Raw genomic sequence first — 15,137 nt, 5'->3', positions numbered from 1 at the left:
ATGCGCTCGCGCCGTACGGGCGGGCCGGGGGCCGGGTGATCGTTCTGGGCCTGATGGCGGGTGCCGCACTGGACTTACTAGGACGTCCAACTATATGTTCGTGGACAAGGCCCGCGGTGCAGGGAAGCTGGTGTGAATCCAGCGCGGTCCCGCCACTGTGACCGGGAAGTGCGTCATCGCAACATCGACAGCCACTGGCGAAAGCCGGGAAGGCCGGATGGCGCGCTGATCCGGGAGTCAGGATACCGGCCGCGGGTTGATCCGTGTTGTCCACGAGGATGGAGCGAACACGCATGGCATCGGTACGCGCTCGCGAGCCCGGAAACGTCCCGGCGCCGGAGGATCCTCCGCGCTGACGGCCCTGCCCGGTCAGGTTGCGGCTGAGGCTGGATTCCGTGCCATCGGTGGCTGCCTGGGCGGCGCAACCGGCCCTACGAGAGACGTTGTGCTGCTCGTTCTTCACCTTCACTCTGACCGCCACCGGAGGCCACCTGTTGTTGGAGATCAGTGTGCCCGCCCAGCACGGTGAGGTACTGAATGCCCTGGCCGCCCGCGTCGAGGCTGTGACCGGCCCCACCGGAAGGGACATCGACGATGCTTGACGACCTCGGCACTTCCGTTGGAACGCGTGGTGCCGTACGCCGCGTGGTGTCCCTCGTCCCCTCGCTCACCGAGTCGCTCGCCGAGACCGCCCCGCACCTGCTGGTCGGCGCGACCGACTGGTGCACCCATCCCGCGCCGTTGCCGGTGCGGCGGATCGGCGGCACCAAGAACCCCGACCTGGCCACGATCGCCGCCCTTGAGCCGGACCTGGTGTTGGCCAACGAGGAGGAGAACCGCCTTGTCGACCTAGAGGCGCTGCGGTCGGCCGGGCTGGCGGTGTGGGTGACGAGGATCCGCACACTGGAGGAGGCCTTCGCCTCCCTGCGCCGGACGCTCACGGTGGCCTGCGCTCTTCCCGAGCCGGGCTGGCTCGCCGCCGCGGAACGGGCATGGTCGGCTCCGCCGCTCCCCGGTGTACGGCGGGCGGTGATCCCCATCTGGCGCAAACCCTGGATGGTCCTCGGACGTGACACCTTCGCCGGTGACCTCCTGAGCAGGATCGGTGTCGGCAACCTCTACTCCGGCCACCCGGAGCGCTACCCGAAGGTCGCCCTGCCCGACCTGCTGGCGGCGGGCGCCGACCTCGTCGTCCTGCCTGACGAGCCTTACCGGTTCACCGCCGAGGACGGTCCCGGGTTCTTCCCCGGGACACCGGCCGCGCTGGTCAGCGGCCGGCATCTGACCTGGTACGGCCCGTCCCTGGTGGAGGCACCCGATGTCCTGCGGGCCGCCCTGGGATGAAAGGCGCCCGCATCTCTTGCACGCCGTTCCCGCCACCGTCTCGCCGCCGTCAACCGTCGATGCCGGCCTCCCGGCTGACGACCGGATAAGGAACGTGGGTGCGGCGGTTCTCGTCGATCGACAGCCGTCCCCCGGCCGGGGGACGCGCTCGCTGCACGCAGTCGCGCCGCTCACAGATGCGGCAGCCAAGGCCGATGGGCACGGCGGCTCCCGGGTCGTCGAGCGCGATGCCTTCGGAGTAGACCAGGCGGTGGACGTGGCGCAACTCACAACCGAGGGCGACCGCGAACGCGGCACGCGAAGCCCGATGGCCGTATCCGCTTCTGGAACGCTTCCCTAACACCGGGTAGCACATGACTGAGCCGGTAAATCCTGCACGGACTGCTTCAGAGGGCGTTTCGCAGCCCTTTGGTGACGGCGCCCCGAGTGGAGGGCCCAGAAGCCGGGCACCCCCAGGACCTTTCGTATCCCGAACACCCCGAAACCCACGAAGGAGATACCCGACATGAGCACGCCGATCCCCGTCGACGTCCCCGACGCGTTCGCCGCGGCGTACGGCAAGGACAATGCGTCCGGCCGTGCCTGGATCGCCGAATTGCCCCGACTGGCCGCGGACTTCCTGGACCACTGGACACTGCGGCCGGACGGCCCCGCAGCACACGGCCAGGCCTCGCTCGTGCTGCCGGTGATCCGCGCAGATGGTGCGCCCGCGGTGCTGAAATTCCAGCAGGCAAGCGAAGACAACGTCGGCGCCGCGCTTGGTCTGCGGGCATGGGACGGCAACGGCGTGGTGCGCCTGCTCGACCACGACCCGCACACCGGCACCATGTTGCTGGAACGACTGGACGCAGCCCGGCCGCTGTCGTCGGTGGCTGACGACGATGCCGCCATGCGGATCCTCGCCGAACTGATGGCGCGCCTGGTCGCGGTGCCCGCCCCACCTGGTCTGCGGCGCCTGGCCGACATCGCCGCCGCCATGCTGGACCAGGTTCCACGCGCTGTGTCGGCGTTGCGTGACCCGGCCGAGCAACAACTGGTACGCGCCTGCGCGTCCGCCGTGGCCGAATTGATCGGCGAACCCGGTGACCGCCTGCTGTACTGGGACCTGCACTACGACAACATCCTCGCCGGGCAACGGGAACCATGGCTGGCCATCGACCCCGAACCGCTGGCCGGCGACCCCGGGTTCGACCTGTGGCCGGCGCTGGACAGCCGATGGGAAGAGGCGGTGGTGGCGACCGGCGACGTGACCCGCACGGTCCTCCGCCGCTTCGACCTCCTCACCGAGGTGCTCGGCCTGGACCGGCAGCGGGCGACCGGGTGGACGCTTGGCCGTATCCTGCAGAACGGGTTGTGGGACATCGAGGACGGCAAGACTACGCTGGAACCCGCCCAGGTCGCCCTTGGCATGACTCTGCTGTGCCGTTATGCACCTACTCTGTAGCCCGCTGATGCCCAGGTTCATTGCGCGAATCCGCCCTGACCAGGCTGGCCCGGCCCGTGCACATCACCACGGCCCCGGGCCGCAGTCGGGTCGTGTCAGGTCTCCTGGAAGCACGCTGATCTGCGGGACGCCGGTGCGGGGGTGCAGGGTGACCTCGGCCTCGACCCGGTAGACCGCGGCCAGCAGTGCCGTGGTGAGCACCCGGGCGGGCGGGCCCGCGGCGATCAGGCGGCCGGTGTCCATGACGCAGATCCGGTCGCAGAACGCCGCGGCCAGGTTGAGGTCGTGCAGCGCGACGACGGCGGTCACGCCGAGCCGCCGCACCAACTGGAGGGCATCCAGTTGGTGGCGCAGGTCGAGGTGGTTGGTCGGTTCGTCCAGCACCATCGTCCCTGCTTGTTGCGCCAGGGCGCGGGCGATGAGGACGCGCTGCTTCTCGCCGCCGGACAGCCGGTCGAACGGAGCCTGGGCGAGGTCGGCGACATCCAACTCGCCCAGCGCGTCCAAGACAATGCGCCGGTCATCGGCGTCGTCGCCCTGGAACGCGCGCTTGTGCGGGCTGCGGCCCATCGCGACCACGTCGTACACGGTCAGCTCGAACTCGCCGGGCGTCTCCTGCAGGACGGCGGCCAGCCGCCGGGCCAGCCGCCTGCCGGTCATCCGCCAGACGTCCTCACCGTCCAGCCGCACCTGTCCCGACGTGGGGCGTAGCGCACGGTAGAGGGTGCGCAGCAGGGTGGACTTGCCCGCGCCGTTGGGGCCGACGAGCGCGACGACCTCGCCCGGGGCGACGTCCAAGGACACCTCCCGCACCAGGACCTTGCCGCTGACGACGACGCCGACGTCCTCCACGTGCAGAGCCGCGGGTCTGTCCGCCGGGATCACCGGGCCGCCCTCCGCCGCATGAGCCACAGGAAGAAAGGCCCCCCGGTCAGGGCGGTCAGGATGCCGATCGGAATCTCCTCGGGGGCGATCACAGTGCGGGCGGCGAGGTCGGCGGCGATGAGGAAGGCCGCGCCCAGCAGGGCGACGGCGGGCAGCGCGCGCCGATGGTCGGCGCCGACCAGCAGGCGCACCACATGCGGCAGCATCAGCCCCACGAACCCGATGGAACCGCTGACCGCGACGATCGTGCCGATCATCAGGGCGACCAGCGCGAACAGCGCACCGCGGAAGCGGTGCACGTTCAGTCCCAGGGCGGCGGCGGCCTCCTCCCCGGCCAGCAGCAGGTTGAGCGGGCGGCCAAGACCCAGCAGTACGCCGGTGCCGAGCAGCACCGCCGCCGCGGGGATCCAGACGAGGTCCCAGGTGGTGCCGGCCAGGCCGCCCAGCATCCAGCGCAGCGCCGAATCGGCCTTGTGCGGGTCGTTGGAGGTGACGATGAGGTAGCTGGCCACCGCCGAAAGGACCTCGGCCGTGGCGACGCCGGCCAGCACCAGCCGTACGGTCGTCATCCGCCCGCCGGTGCGGGCCAGGAAGTAGACCAGCACGAGCGCCGTGAAGGCGCCGGCGAAGGCGGCCAGCGGCAGCGAGAACACACCGAGCAGCGAGACGTTGAACACCATGACGACGACGGCGCCGACCGTCGCCCCCGAGGAGACCCCGAGCAGCATCGGGTCGGCCAGCGGATTGCGCACCAGCGCCTGCAAGGCCATCCCGCACACCGACAACCCCGCCCCCACGACGCCGCACAGCAGGATCCGGGGCAGGCGGACGTCCATCACGATCGTCTCCCTGACCGGCGTCCAGGTGGGCTCGACCAGCGGAGGGTAGAGCCGGTGCAGCACGATGCCCCACACCTCGGCGAACGGCAGGCGGACCGAGCCGATCGAGATTCCAGCCGTCGCGGCCACGACCACGGCGATGCCGAGCACTGACAGGACCAGCGCGTACGGCATGCGCAGGCGACGGGCCAAGGCCACCGACGGCGAGGTTGGAGCGATCTGGGTCACGCGAAACGGTCCGGGTGCAGCTGACGGGCCAGCGACTCCACCCCTGCGGGAACCCGCACGCCCAGCACCGTGGACGACAGCGGTAGCACCGCGAACCGCTGGTTCCTGATCGCGGGCACGTCCTTGAGGGCCGGGTTGGCGAGCAGGAACTTCTTCTTGTCCTCCGGGGATTTGTCGCCGTAGTCGTAGATGACGATGATCTCGGGTGCCCGGTCGGCGACCTGCTCGAAGGAGACGTCTCCGAAGGACTTGGGAAGGTCGGCGAACAGGTTCGTCCCACCGGCCAGTTTGATCATCTCGTTGCCGATTCCGGCGCCGCCGGCGGTGAAGGCGGTCTTGTCACCGCTGTCGTAGACGAACACCTTGACCGGGTCGGCCCCGTCGATCTTGGCCTTGACGCCGTCCAGCACGCCGCGCATCGCGGTGATCTGCTGCTCGGCACGGTCGGCCACCCCGAAGATGGTGCCGATGGTTCGGATCTCGTCCTCGACCTGGGTCATGGTCACCGGACCGGTCGGGCAGGCTTCGATGTTGACGTGGGAGTTGATCCCGGCCTTGGCCAGGGCGTCCCGGCCGCGCCCTTCCTTGTCGTCGAAGGCGCTGTTGAAGCCGCCGTAGACGAAGTCGGGCTCGGCCGACAGCAGCGCCTCGTAGGAGGGGTACTCCTCGGCGAGCACCTTGATTCCGTTATAGGCGGCCTGGTAGTCGGGCGGGATCTCGTCGTCGAGGTAGGCGGTCCCGACCATCGACTTCTCCAGCCCGAGAGCGAGCATGATCTCGGTGACATGCTGGTTGAGTGTCACCGCCCGCTGCGGCGGCTTCTGGAAGGTAGTGCTCACGCCGCAGTTGGTCACGGTGAGCGGGAAGCCCGCAGCGGCCGGGCTCGTGACAGCCGTGGGGCCGGCGGTGGGCTGCTCGGTGGTTCCACAGCCGGCCACCAGCAAGGCGGATACGAGAAGTGGGAGGAGGGGGAGCGAGCGTCGGCTCGTCATGAACAGGTCCTTTCACTCACGGGCTGAGCCCGATGAGCGGGATGAGGCGAGAAGCCGGATCTTCAAATCAACGACAAAAAGCTGATACGGCGCCGCCGAAACCGGCCCGGACACGACGCTTGGCCGCAAGAGCGCTGGTCCGGCATCACGGTTCCCTGTTCGCTGAGACGCCTTCTTCGGGGCTCACCACGGAAAGCCCTCGGACGAGCGGGTCTTTCCTCACTCTGACCAGGCCAGGCGGGGTGAAGGCGTGCAGGGTGAGGATGTCGGGAATCGGCGCGAGGCCGGGACCGCCGCCCCGGATCCAGGCGGCGATATCCTCGACGGCATCGGAGTGGTTGACCAGGCCGAGCCATACCGGCCGCCCGCCCGCGGCGCGTCCGGCGGGCGAGGGGCGGACGACGATGACGTTGGCCTGCTCGCACACATCCAGGCAGTCGCTGATGTGGACCTCGGCGATCTCCGACAGGCGGCGGAGCTGCTCGTCGTGGTCGAGACCGGGGACCTTGCGGGCGCTGCCGCAGCAGCAGTCCCGGCAGACGGTGAGCCTGCTCATGCGTGCTTGAATCCCTTTCCGGTGCGATCCAGCGGGTCGGGTCCCAGGCCGAGGTAGGTGGCGCGCAGTTCGTCCCAGGCGGCCAGACGCTCATAGTCGGGCGGGTCGAGGATCTGCTGGCGGTCGGTGAGGAACGGGTTGGGCAGCAGCACCGTCATCAGCTGGTCATCCCGGCCGTTGAACATCCGCACGCCCCAGGAGACGGGGCTGCCGTCGGCGCCGATCGAGCGATACAGCTCGGCGCGGGCGCAGCGGCGGATCCGCCCGAGTTCGGGGCCACTGGCGGTGTGCTCGCCGATGCACAGGTGAAAGTGCCAGCGGCCGAAGTCGACGGTGACATAGCCGTCGTACAGGCTGATCCGCTCGGGCGCGTTGGGGGCGGCGACCTCCCAGGCCGCGCCCTGGACGATGACGCCGAACCAGATGTGTTCCCAGTATTTCTCGAAGATGCCGGTGACCAGCGACAGCAGGGTGCGTTCGTCGGTGGGCAACGCCCACACGTGCAGAGTTCCTGTGCCGTGTTCCTCGACGACGGTGTGGCTCATGAGAATCCTTTGGTCTGTCGCAGGGCCGCGGCCCACTGCCGGTGGCGGGTTTCGGGGTCGATGAGGGCACAGTCTCCGCACTTGCCGCCCTCGGGCAGGCGGTAATACAGACAGCAGCTGCGCCGGACGAAGAACGGCTGCCCCGGGGCGGGCTCGACCAGGTCGCCGCTACCTCGCAGTACCCCCAGTGCGAGCAGCTCGCGCCCGAGCGCGATGGCCCGCGCGGCGAGTTCGGGTCGTTGACGGGCGATGGTCCGAACCGTTCCTGCCAGGGCGGAGGCGGTGTTGCCCCACAGCAGCCCAGGGGCGATCTTCACGATTTCCTGTACGCCCTGCGCCAGCGGCTCCAGCACCTCGGTCAGCACGTTGCGGTGCAGCGGTTCGGCGATCCTGGCGGGGTCGAGGATCTGCCAGCCGGTCAGGCGCTCGGCCCGCAGCGGCAGCGGCCCGCTGGACGCCGCCTGCCAGTGGACTCGCAAGGGGGCCAGGTCCAAGAGCAGGTCGTGCGCTACCGCCGCGCCGATGACGGGTGACCACAGCCGGGCCGCCAGCCCCTGGAACAAGATGGAGGCCGCCACCCGCATCTCGTCGGTCCCCAGGCGTTCGGCGACATCGGTGATTCGCTGCCGCAGGGGCTCAGGGTCGACCAGCAGGTCGATGAGCGGTCGCCAGCCCGCTTCGATCGGGCCGATCCCGACGTCGAAGTAGCCGCTGATCGTGGAGACGTCGGCGATCGCCGCGGACACCGTCGGCGGTGAGGCGGGAAGCAGTCCGGGCCGGGCGACGGTGAGCCGGGAGTGCGCCGTACGCGTCCAGGTGGCCATGTCGGGCAAAGTGGCGAACCAGTGGGTGGTGCCGTCGTAGGCCGCCTCGTAGCCGTCGCCCGTCCATTCCACCGCCAACTCGGCGGGCCCGGCGCCGACCGTATGCCAGCCCTCTCGGGCCAGCGCCCGCTCCAGCAGCGGAGCGTGCAGACCCTCGGCGAGGACACGGACGGTGGCGCCGGTCCCGCTCTGCGGCACGAACATGCCGGAAGCCGCGTCGAAGGTCAGTTCAGCCCCGTCGAAGGAGGCGCCGATCACCTCCCGCAGCGTCAGCTCCTCCGGGGTCCCGGTGTGCAGGCGGCCCGCCGGGTCGATCAGCCACATCCGGTCGGCGACCCGCAGCGCCAGTTCCAGATCATGGGTGGAGACCACGATGACCAGGTTCTTCTCGCGGGCCAGACGGCGCAGCAGGCCCATGAGCGCCACCCGGGAGGTGACGTCGAGGAAGGCGGTCGGCTCATCCAACAAGATCGCCGCCGGTTCCTGGGCCAGGGCGCGGGCGACGAGCACCCGCTGGCGCTCGCCGTCGGACAGCTCGCTCACCGCCCGGTCGGCCAGATGGCCCGCGTTCACAGCGGTCAACGCCCACGTGACGATCTCGTGGTCACCGGGCGACAGCCGTCCGGTGAATCCGGTATGCGGGTGACGGCCCAGCCCGGCCAGTTCGCGGGCGCTCAGCAGCGGCGGCAGATCGCGTTCGGTGAGCACGACGGCCAGGCTCCTGGCCAGGCGGGCGGCGGGCAGGGTCTCGATGCCGACGCCGTCGACGTTTACCTGGCCGCCCAGCGCGGGCTGGAGCCCGGCCATGGTACGAAGCAGCGTGGACTTGCCGGTGCCGTTCGGGCCGATCAGCACGGTCAGCTCGCCCGCCAGGGCCTCGGCGTCCAGGTCGCCGAGCACGCGACGCTCCTGCTGTCCCCGCCGGGCGGGGTATCCGGCGTGCAGTGCGCGCAGTTCCAGGCTCATGCTCACACCGCCAGTCCGGTTCGGGCCGCGCGGCTGCGCAGCAGTACGGCGATCACCACTGGCGCGCCCACGATGGTGGTCACGGCGTTCAGCGGCAGCACGACCCCGCTGCCCGGCGCCTGGGTGGCCACACAGCACGCCAGCGCCACGGCGGCGCCCAGCAGGACGGCCGCGGGCATGAGCACCCGATGGTCGGCGGTGCCCAGCAGCAGCCGGGCCACGTGCGGCACCGCCAGGCCAAGGAAGGCGATCGGCCCGCAGTAGGCGGTCACCGCCCCGGCCAGCACCGAGGAGGTCAGCAGGGTGAGCGTGCGCACCCCCCGGACCTGCACGCCCATCGTGCGCGCGTAGTTCTCGCCCAGTAGCAGCGCGTTGAGCGCTTTGACCCCGGCCAGCGCACCCGCCAGCGCGGCCACGCAGACCGGCACGAACACCCCGAGGTCCCCCCAGGTGGTGCCGGCGAAGCTGCCCAGACCCCACATGATGAACTGCTGGGCCCGCTGCGGGTCGGTGTAGACCAGCAGCAGCGTGATGAGCGAGGTGGCGGCCGACCCCACCATCACGCCGATGATCAGCAACGTCATCACCGACCTGACCCGCCGCGACAGCACCAGCACCAGCACCAGCACCGTGGCCGCACCGGCCGAGGCGGCCACCACCACGCCCGCGCGGCCCAGGCCCGCGATGCCCGCGGTGAACGCGCCGGCCGCGCCGCCCCACCCGATGATCACCAGGGCCACGCCCAGGCTCGCGCCCGAGCTCACCCCCAGGATGTACGGCTCGGCCAGCGGGTTGCGAAACAGGGTCTGCAGTTGCACTCCCGAAACTGACAGGGCTGCTCCGGCCAGGGCCGCGGTGATGGCGCGCGGCAGCCGTACCGTCCAGATGATCTCCTGAACCCCCGGATCCGCGCCGGTGTCACGCACCAGCGCCGCCAGCACCTGGTTCAGCGGGATCAGGGTCGATCCGAGCAGGACCGCCAGCACGAAGGTCAGCGGCACCGTGATCCCCAGAGCGGCCAGGACGACGCTCCGGCGGCGCTGGGCCGCCGCCGGAACGCCTGCGAGGGCCAGAGCCGTCACCTGGTCAGCTGCTGGTAGAAGGTGAAGGCGTGCCCTGGCGCGAGGTCTGGGTGCAAAATCGCGACCAGGTCGGCCAGGATCAGGTCCGGGTGGCCGACGCCGCGCTCGTAGAAGTCGTTGCCGCCCCCAGGCCCGAGCGTCCTGTTCGCCGACCAGACGCTCCCGGACTCGAACGCGCCGAACTTGGCATAGCGCGGGTCGGCCTTCTCCACATCGGCCAGGCTCTTCCACTCGTTCACGGTGGCCAGCCACACCTTGGCGTCCCTGGCCTTGGACAGCACAGCCTCCAGGTCCAAGGTGGTGCTGCCGGGGCCCGGCGTGTCCGCCCACGGGTAGGTGCCGCCCGCGTCCTTGATCAGCCCCGCGACATAGCTGCCGCCGTTGGGCACCGACCACTGCCCCTCGTACATCTGGCCCGGCAGCACGGTGACCGGCGCGGCCGCCTTGGCCTTGGCGGCCAAGGCGGTGTAGTCGGTCTCGACCTTGCCGAACACCTCACCGGCCTTGGCCTCGGTACCGGTCAGCGCGGCCATCACCTTGATCCACTCGGCGCGGCCCAGCGCGGTGGACTCCAGCCATTCCGCGTTGGCCACCACCTTGATCCCGGCCTGGCGCAACGGGCCGTAGGACTTGTCCTCGGTGCCGCCGCTCATCAGCACGTCCGGCTTGGCGGCGATCACCTTCTCGGTGTCGACTTCCTGACCCTTGGCGTACTCGGTGATCTTCCCGGCCTTCACCTGGGCCAGCACCTGGGGGGAAGTGATGTACCCGGCCGACGAAACACCGGTAAGCCGCTCCAGCACGCCCAGGTCGGTGATGAACGGCAGGTGGGTCGTCGAAGCGGAGAACAGCCGCTCGATCGGGGTCTCGACGGTGACCGCCGCGGCCAGCTCGCCGGTGAGCGCGGGAGCCGGGGTACCGCACCGCACCAGCACGTAGGTCTCCGGTTTGGCGCCGGGGGCGGGCTGCTTGACGGTGAGGACCTGATAGTTCTTGGCGTAGGTCAGCGTGAAGTTCGTCGCGTGCTCCACCTTCTGCTTGACCGGGAAGTAGTCCTTGGCGGCGTCGAAGCTCGTGACGCAACGGCCCTCGGCCGAAGGCGGTGCCGCCGAAGCGCTCGGTGAGCCCTGCGACGCGGGGGCGCCACAGGCGGTGGCGGTGAGCAGGACGGCGAGCAGCACGCCGGTGATCGGGCGGGGGATGCCCATAGGTGGTCTCCTGGAAACTGGCCGCGGCCACCGTTCCTCGACGGCTGCCGCGACGGGCGAGAGGCCGGATCACCAGGAGAGTCCTGCACGACGGGCAGGCTGAAGGGCCCTATAGCGGGAGAACCGCATGACGGCCACCATCCTCTCTTGGGGAGATCCGCCCCATTTCGTGAGGAGGCGACAGCGTGAGTCTCCTGGCTCTCGGGTCGATGCTCCTCCCGGCCTTCCCACCCGCACGCGGGCAGTGGCCTGTTCGGGATTCACTCGCCGATCACAGTGGCGGGACCGCACCGGATTCACACCGGTTTCCTCGTTCCGCCGTCGCCTACGCCGACCATGTTCGCACAACCACCATTAACGACAAGCCCCCGACCGGTTCGTTCAGTGATCGTTGCAACGGCGTCCGGGACCGCCGCGCGTGCCGTGCGTGCGGTCCCGGACGGCACGCGATCCGGCTCCACACGCACGGCCGCCATGGGAAACGAGGCGCTCTTCGCATGACCGTCCCGCGTTTCGGGTGAACGGCGGGAGCCGTTCCCACGTATGTCCGGGTATGAGATTCATGCACCCGGCCGCGACGGCCTGAGGCATGATCCGCCGTCCCGGTCTTCTCGGCGAGCCACCCGGCTGACAGGATGTCCTTTGTGACCCCTACGGCGTCGGCGCTGCGCGTGCCACGAGCCATCGTCTTCGCGACGATGTGCCTCGCGGTCTCCGCGGGCGGCCACGCGCTGGCCGGGGGCGGCCTGATCCCGCCGCACCTGGCCGTTCTGGGCGCACTGATCGCCTTCTGCGTGGCGTACGCGCTCAACGGGCGCGAGCGCGGTGTGGAGGTCGTGCTCGGCGCGACCATCGGCGCGCAGATCCTGCTGCATGAGCTGTTCAATCGCGCCGCGCCCGCGCCGCAGGCGATGTCCTCCGCTGAGCACGGCCATTCCGGCCTGGGCATGACGATGATCCATCTCGCGGTGGCGTTGGGCACCGGATGGTGGCTGCACCGGGGCGAGAGCGCCCTGTGGCTGATGATCCGCCTGTACGGCGGGCCGAGGCCGCTGATCCGGCTGTTGTTCGCCGTCCCCGCCGAGGTGGCGCCGCCGGTGTGGCGGGCCGTTCCGGCCGCCGATGTCCGGCCGTACGGCGGCTGGGAAATCCTGCCGGTGCTGCGGCGGCGCGGCCCGCCCGTGCCGCGACACGCCGACTGAAGGACCTGGAGGAAGGGTCCGGAGGGCGGCGTGCCCCCGTGACCAGACGCCCTCCTTTTTTCACTGGAGGCGTTCCTTCCGTTTCGCCGGTCTGTGCCGAGGGCACGGCCGGAGGTCCCTTCTGGAGTCCACGATGGCGTCCCTGCCACGATCCGTCCGCACGACCGTTGTCACCGCCCTGTGTTGCGCCATATTCGTCCTGCTCGGCGCACCCGCCGCGCTCGCCCACGACCGTCTCAAGAGCAGCTCTCCAGCCAAGGATGCCAAGGTCTCCGCCGTCGAACGGATCAAGCTGGAGTTCAGCTCTCAGGTCCGCTTCCCAGCGGTCGCGCTGCGTACGGCGAGCGACACGATCATCGACATCGGCAAAGCGAAGGTCGCAGGTGACACGGTCACCTCCGACGTTTCGGCGCCTCTGGACCCGGGTGACTATGTGATCGCCTGGCGGGTGGTCTCCTCCGACGGTCATCCGATCGAGGGGGAGACTCCCTTCACCGTGACCGCCCCGGCGACACCGTCCGCGAAGGCCGCACCGACCGTCGCGACCACACCGGTGCCGGAGCCGACGGCTTCGGCGTCCGCACCGGTGGTCGCGCAGCCCGTTTCGCCTGGCCCCGCTTCCGCCACCGGCGAGCAGGAGAACGCCGGGAGCCTGCCGGGCTGGATCTGGGTCGCACTCGCCGCGATCGTGGCCATCGGCGCGGGCATCTGGTTGCAGGCCTCTCGCCGAGGCCGTCCCGGCGGCGCGGAGTGATCCGCCGGCCATGCCCGCGCACCTGACGCTACGTCTCGCCCGCGCCGCGGCCTTCGCCGTGGTGTGCCTGGGGCTCGGCGTGCTCGCACACCTGTCCGGCGGGGGCGTCGTCTCCGCGCCGGCGGCGGCGTGCGCCTTGGCGCTGGCGTTCCTGGTGGCGCTGCCCGCGACCGGCGGCGAGCGCGGCCTGGGCGTGATCTGGCCGTTGCTGACAGGCACGCAGGTGGCGTTGCACCTGCTTTTTTCCACGGTTCACCTCATCGCGCCGCTGGCCGAGGTCGGCGGGCACGCGCATTCCGGTTCCGGGCTGGTCCCCGGGCTGGGCATGGTGGTGGCGCACGGCTGGGCGGGAGCGCTGGCCGCGCTGTGGCTGGCTCGTGGCGAGGCCGCGCTCTGGGCGGTGCTGCGCCGCCTCGCCGTCCGGCTGTTCCGGTTGCTGAAGGTCCGGTGTAGCCAGACGGCCGCGCCTGCCCGCCTATCGCGTACGACTTCCCTCGCACCGCCGCTCCTGCGGTCCGCGCTATTGCGGTACGCGCTCAGCGGGCGGGCCCCGCCACTGCCGATCCGCGGCTGAGCCGCTCCCCCTTCACGGGCTGCCCCCCACAGGCGGTCCCGCCTCCTCACGATGCCCTCCCGGGCGGACCCGGTCCGCCCGGCTGCCGCCCTGCCCCTCCCCCCAACCGGAGTACGCCCATGCCCGTCCCCGTCCCCTTGTCCGGTTCCCCGGCGTCCGCCGCCGACCTACGCCTGTCCGCCGTGAGCTGCCGGCACGGCCGGCTCCTCGCGGTGGACGCCGTCGACCTGGCGCTCGCCCCCGGCGAGCATCTGGCCATCACCGGCACCAACGGCTCGGGCAAGAGCACGCTGCTGCGCGCGCTTCTTGGACTGCATCGCGAGGTCTCCGGGGTGATCGAGGTCTCGGGACGGCGGGCGCGCACGCCGGCCGACTGGGCCCGCCGCCGCTCCGAGGTCGCCTGGATCCCGCAGCGCCAAGCGGCCGGACGCTTTCCGCTGCTGGTGCGCGAGCTGCTGGCCAGCGGCGGACACGCCGAGCGGGCGTTCGCCGCGGCCGAGGACCTGGGAGTGGGCGCACTGCTGGAACGCCCGCTGGCCACCCTGTCGGGTGGCCAGTTGCAGCGCGCCTACCTGGCGCGGGCGCTGGGACAGGTCGCGGCCGGGGCGGGGCTGGTGCTGGCCGACGAGCCGACCGCGGCGCTGGACTTCGCCGGTCAGGAGCAGGTCGCCGGCGTGCTGGCCGGGCTGGCGGTGAGCGTGGTGGTGGTCACCCATGACCGGGTGGTCGCCCAGGCGTGCGGGCGGGTGGCCGAGATGGCCGCCGGGCGGCTGCGGGAGGTCCGGTGAACTCGATCTGGACGCTGCTGGAGATTCCCTCGGTCCGGCTGGCCCTGGTGGCGCTGCTGCTCGGTTCGGTGGCGCTGCCGATCGTCGGGGTGTTCATCGTGGGGCTGGACATCATGCCGGTCCGTTTCGCGATGATGCACGTCGCGCTGCTGGGCATCGCGATCGGCCTGCTGACCGGGCTGGACCCGCTGCTGTGCGCGCTGGTGCTGTGCGGGCTGACCGGTGGCGCGCTCACGCCGCTGGCCCGCAGCAGCGCGGGGTTGTCGGGGGCGATGGGCCTGCTGATGACGCTGGCCATCGCGGCGGCGCTGCTGGTGTTGTCGATCTCCGGGGTGAACGCCAACGGGGCGTTCGAACTGCTGTGGGGGTCGATCCTGGCGACCCGCCCCGGGGATGTGGCCGCGCTCGCCGTTTTGGCCGTGCTTGTCCCGGTGCTGTACGGGCTGCGCAGGAAGGACCTGGCCCTGCTGCTGCACGACCGTGAGCTGGCCGTCTGCTCGGGGGTGGCCGTGGAGCGGCTCACGCTCGTCCTGCTGGTGGTGATCGCGGTGGCGATCGCCTCGGCCATCCGGCTGACCGGGGCGCTGCTGGTCGACGCGCTCACCTTGCTGCCCGCCCTGGCCGCGCGCCGGGTCGGCCGGTCGTTGTCGGCCATGGTCGGCTGGTCGGTCGCCTTCGGGCTGGCTTTCAACCTGGGCGGCTTCTGCCTCGCCCTGCTCTTCGACTTCCCGCCAGGCCCGGTGCTGGTGCTAGTCGGCGGGGTCTGCACCGTCCTTCTCTACTCGATCCCGGAAAGGATCCTCACGAAATGATCATCTTGCGCCGATTCCGTCTCGCTGCCTTGGCCGCTGTCGCCGCGCTGGCCATGGCCGCCTGCGGGAGCACCGAGGAGGCTTCCCCCTCCGC

Annotated in this window: 17 protein-coding genes and 2 riboswitches; of the genes, 8 read left to right on the top strand and 9 right to left on the bottom strand. The window is 70.8% G+C overall.

Going from position 1 to position 15,137, the window contains the following annotated elements:
* Positions 1 to 97: 97 nt before the first annotated feature.
* Positions 98 to 269: riboswitch (cobalamin riboswitch) on the top strand.
* A gap of 126 nt (positions 270 to 395) precedes the next feature.
* Together AB0K21_RS21170 and AB0K21_RS21165 are read left to right on the top strand one after the other, a co-directional pair.
* Positions 396 to 602 carry a hypothetical protein gene (locus AB0K21_RS21170; protein WP_364152104.1) on the top strand — a complete coding sequence of 69 codons (207 nt, stop codon included), beginning with the start codon at positions 396 to 398 and terminating at the stop codon, positions 600 to 602.
* The gene (locus AB0K21_RS21165) at positions 595 to 1,344 is read left to right on the top strand and encodes a helical backbone metal receptor (protein WP_364152101.1); all 750 of its coding nucleotides are present in this window, start codon (positions 595 to 597) and stop codon (positions 1,342 to 1,344) included. The genes AB0K21_RS21170 and AB0K21_RS21165 overlap by 8 nt, the downstream gene beginning before the upstream one ends.
* A gap of 49 nt (positions 1,345 to 1,393) precedes the next feature.
* On the opposite strand, the gene AB0K21_RS21160 is transcribed toward AB0K21_RS21165, so the two are convergent.
* On the bottom strand, positions 1,394 to 1,699 hold the full coding sequence (locus AB0K21_RS21160) for a short-chain fatty acyl-CoA regulator family protein (protein WP_364152098.1): 306 nt from the start codon (positions 1,697 to 1,699) through the stop codon (positions 1,394 to 1,396).
* Positions 1,700 to 1,849: 150 nt separating this feature from the next.
* Between AB0K21_RS21160 and AB0K21_RS21155 the strand changes: the two genes are divergently transcribed.
* On the top strand, positions 1,850 to 2,788 hold the full coding sequence (locus tag AB0K21_RS21155) for an aminoglycoside phosphotransferase family protein (RefSeq protein WP_364152095.1): 939 nt from the start codon (positions 1,850 to 1,852) through the stop codon (positions 2,786 to 2,788).
* A 63-nt stretch (positions 2,789 to 2,851) separates the two neighbouring features.
* Here AB0K21_RS21155 and AB0K21_RS21150 read toward each other — a convergent pair whose 3' ends face one another.
* From AB0K21_RS21150 to AB0K21_RS21115, 8 genes are all read right to left on the bottom strand, one after another.
* The gene (locus AB0K21_RS21150; RefSeq protein WP_364152092.1) at positions 2,852 to 3,673 is read right to left on the bottom strand and encodes an ABC transporter ATP-binding protein; all 822 of its coding nucleotides are present in this window, start codon (positions 3,671 to 3,673) and stop codon (positions 2,852 to 2,854) included.
* Positions 3,670 to 4,686 carry an iron ABC transporter permease gene (locus AB0K21_RS21145; RefSeq protein WP_364152725.1) on the bottom strand — a complete coding sequence of 339 codons (1,017 nt, stop codon included), beginning with the start codon at positions 4,684 to 4,686 and terminating at the stop codon, positions 3,670 to 3,672. Before AB0K21_RS21145 ends, AB0K21_RS21150 begins: the two co-directional genes overlap by 4 nt.
* Before the next feature lie 50 nt (positions 4,687 to 4,736).
* Positions 4,737 to 5,732 carry an ABC transporter substrate-binding protein gene (locus tag AB0K21_RS21140; RefSeq protein WP_364152089.1) on the bottom strand — a complete coding sequence of 332 codons (996 nt, stop codon included), beginning with the start codon at positions 5,730 to 5,732 and terminating at the stop codon, positions 4,737 to 4,739.
* 145 nt (positions 5,733 to 5,877) lie between these two features.
* Positions 5,878 to 6,288 (bottom strand): (2Fe-2S) ferredoxin domain-containing protein, encoded by a 411-nt coding sequence (locus tag AB0K21_RS21135; protein WP_364152086.1) that lies wholly within the window; start codon positions 6,286 to 6,288, stop codon positions 5,878 to 5,880.
* Positions 6,285 to 6,833, bottom strand: coding sequence for a hypothetical protein (locus tag AB0K21_RS21130; RefSeq protein WP_364152083.1), 549 nt, complete (start codon positions 6,831 to 6,833; stop codon positions 6,285 to 6,287). The genes AB0K21_RS21135 and AB0K21_RS21130 overlap by 4 nt, the downstream gene beginning before the upstream one ends.
* Positions 6,830 to 8,623: an ATP-binding cassette domain-containing protein gene (locus tag AB0K21_RS21125; RefSeq protein ID WP_364152080.1), complete on the bottom strand. Its 1,794-nt coding sequence runs from the start codon at positions 8,621 to 8,623 to the stop codon at positions 6,830 to 6,832. Before AB0K21_RS21125 ends, AB0K21_RS21130 begins: the two co-directional genes overlap by 4 nt.
* 2 nt (positions 8,624 to 8,625) lie before the next feature.
* On the bottom strand, positions 8,626 to 9,705 hold the full coding sequence (locus AB0K21_RS21120) for an iron ABC transporter permease (RefSeq protein WP_364152077.1): 1,080 nt from the start codon (positions 9,703 to 9,705) through the stop codon (positions 8,626 to 8,628).
* Positions 9,702 to 10,913 (bottom strand): ABC transporter substrate-binding protein, encoded by a 1,212-nt coding sequence (locus AB0K21_RS21115; RefSeq protein WP_364152074.1) that lies wholly within the window; start codon positions 10,911 to 10,913, stop codon positions 9,702 to 9,704. The genes AB0K21_RS21120 and AB0K21_RS21115 overlap by 4 nt, the downstream gene beginning before the upstream one ends.
* 166 nt (positions 10,914 to 11,079) lie before the next feature.
* Positions 11,080 to 11,261: riboswitch (cobalamin riboswitch) on the bottom strand.
* Between the two features lie 296 nt (positions 11,262 to 11,557).
* Here AB0K21_RS21115 and AB0K21_RS21110 point away from each other — a divergent pair.
* The 5 genes from AB0K21_RS21110 (at position 11,558) to AB0K21_RS21090 (ending at position 15,043) form a co-directional block, all read left to right on the top strand.
* Positions 11,558 to 12,115, top strand: coding sequence for a hypothetical protein (locus AB0K21_RS21110; protein WP_364152071.1), 558 nt, complete (start codon positions 11,558 to 11,560; stop codon positions 12,113 to 12,115).
* 133 nt (positions 12,116 to 12,248) lie between these two features.
* Positions 12,249 to 12,869, top strand: a complete 621-nt coding sequence (locus tag AB0K21_RS21105; RefSeq protein ID WP_364152068.1) for a copper resistance protein CopC — start codon at positions 12,249 to 12,251, stop codon at positions 12,867 to 12,869.
* Between the two features lie 10 nt (positions 12,870 to 12,879).
* Entirely contained in the window at positions 12,880 to 13,443 is a 564-nt protein-coding gene (locus tag AB0K21_RS21100; RefSeq protein ID WP_364152065.1) for an MFS transporter, read from the top strand.
* Positions 13,444 to 13,562: 119 nt separating this feature from the next.
* Positions 13,563 to 14,231, top strand: coding sequence for an ATP-binding cassette domain-containing protein (locus tag AB0K21_RS21095; protein ID WP_364152062.1), 669 nt, complete (start codon positions 13,563 to 13,565; stop codon positions 14,229 to 14,231).
* Positions 14,228 to 15,043, top strand: coding sequence for a metal ABC transporter permease (locus AB0K21_RS21090; protein ID WP_364152059.1), 816 nt, complete (start codon positions 14,228 to 14,230; stop codon positions 15,041 to 15,043). The genes AB0K21_RS21095 and AB0K21_RS21090 overlap by 4 nt, the downstream gene beginning before the upstream one ends.
* The last annotated feature ends 94 nt before the right edge of the window (positions 15,044 to 15,137 follow it).

The organism is Streptosporangium sp. NPDC049248, from assembly GCF_040678965.1.
Classification (GTDB): Bacteria; Actinomycetota; Actinomycetes; order Streptosporangiales; family Streptosporangiaceae; genus Streptosporangium; species Streptosporangium fukuiense.
The sequence above is the reverse complement of the archived record's forward strand: the minus strand, read 5'-3'. Positions and strand labels throughout refer to the sequence as shown.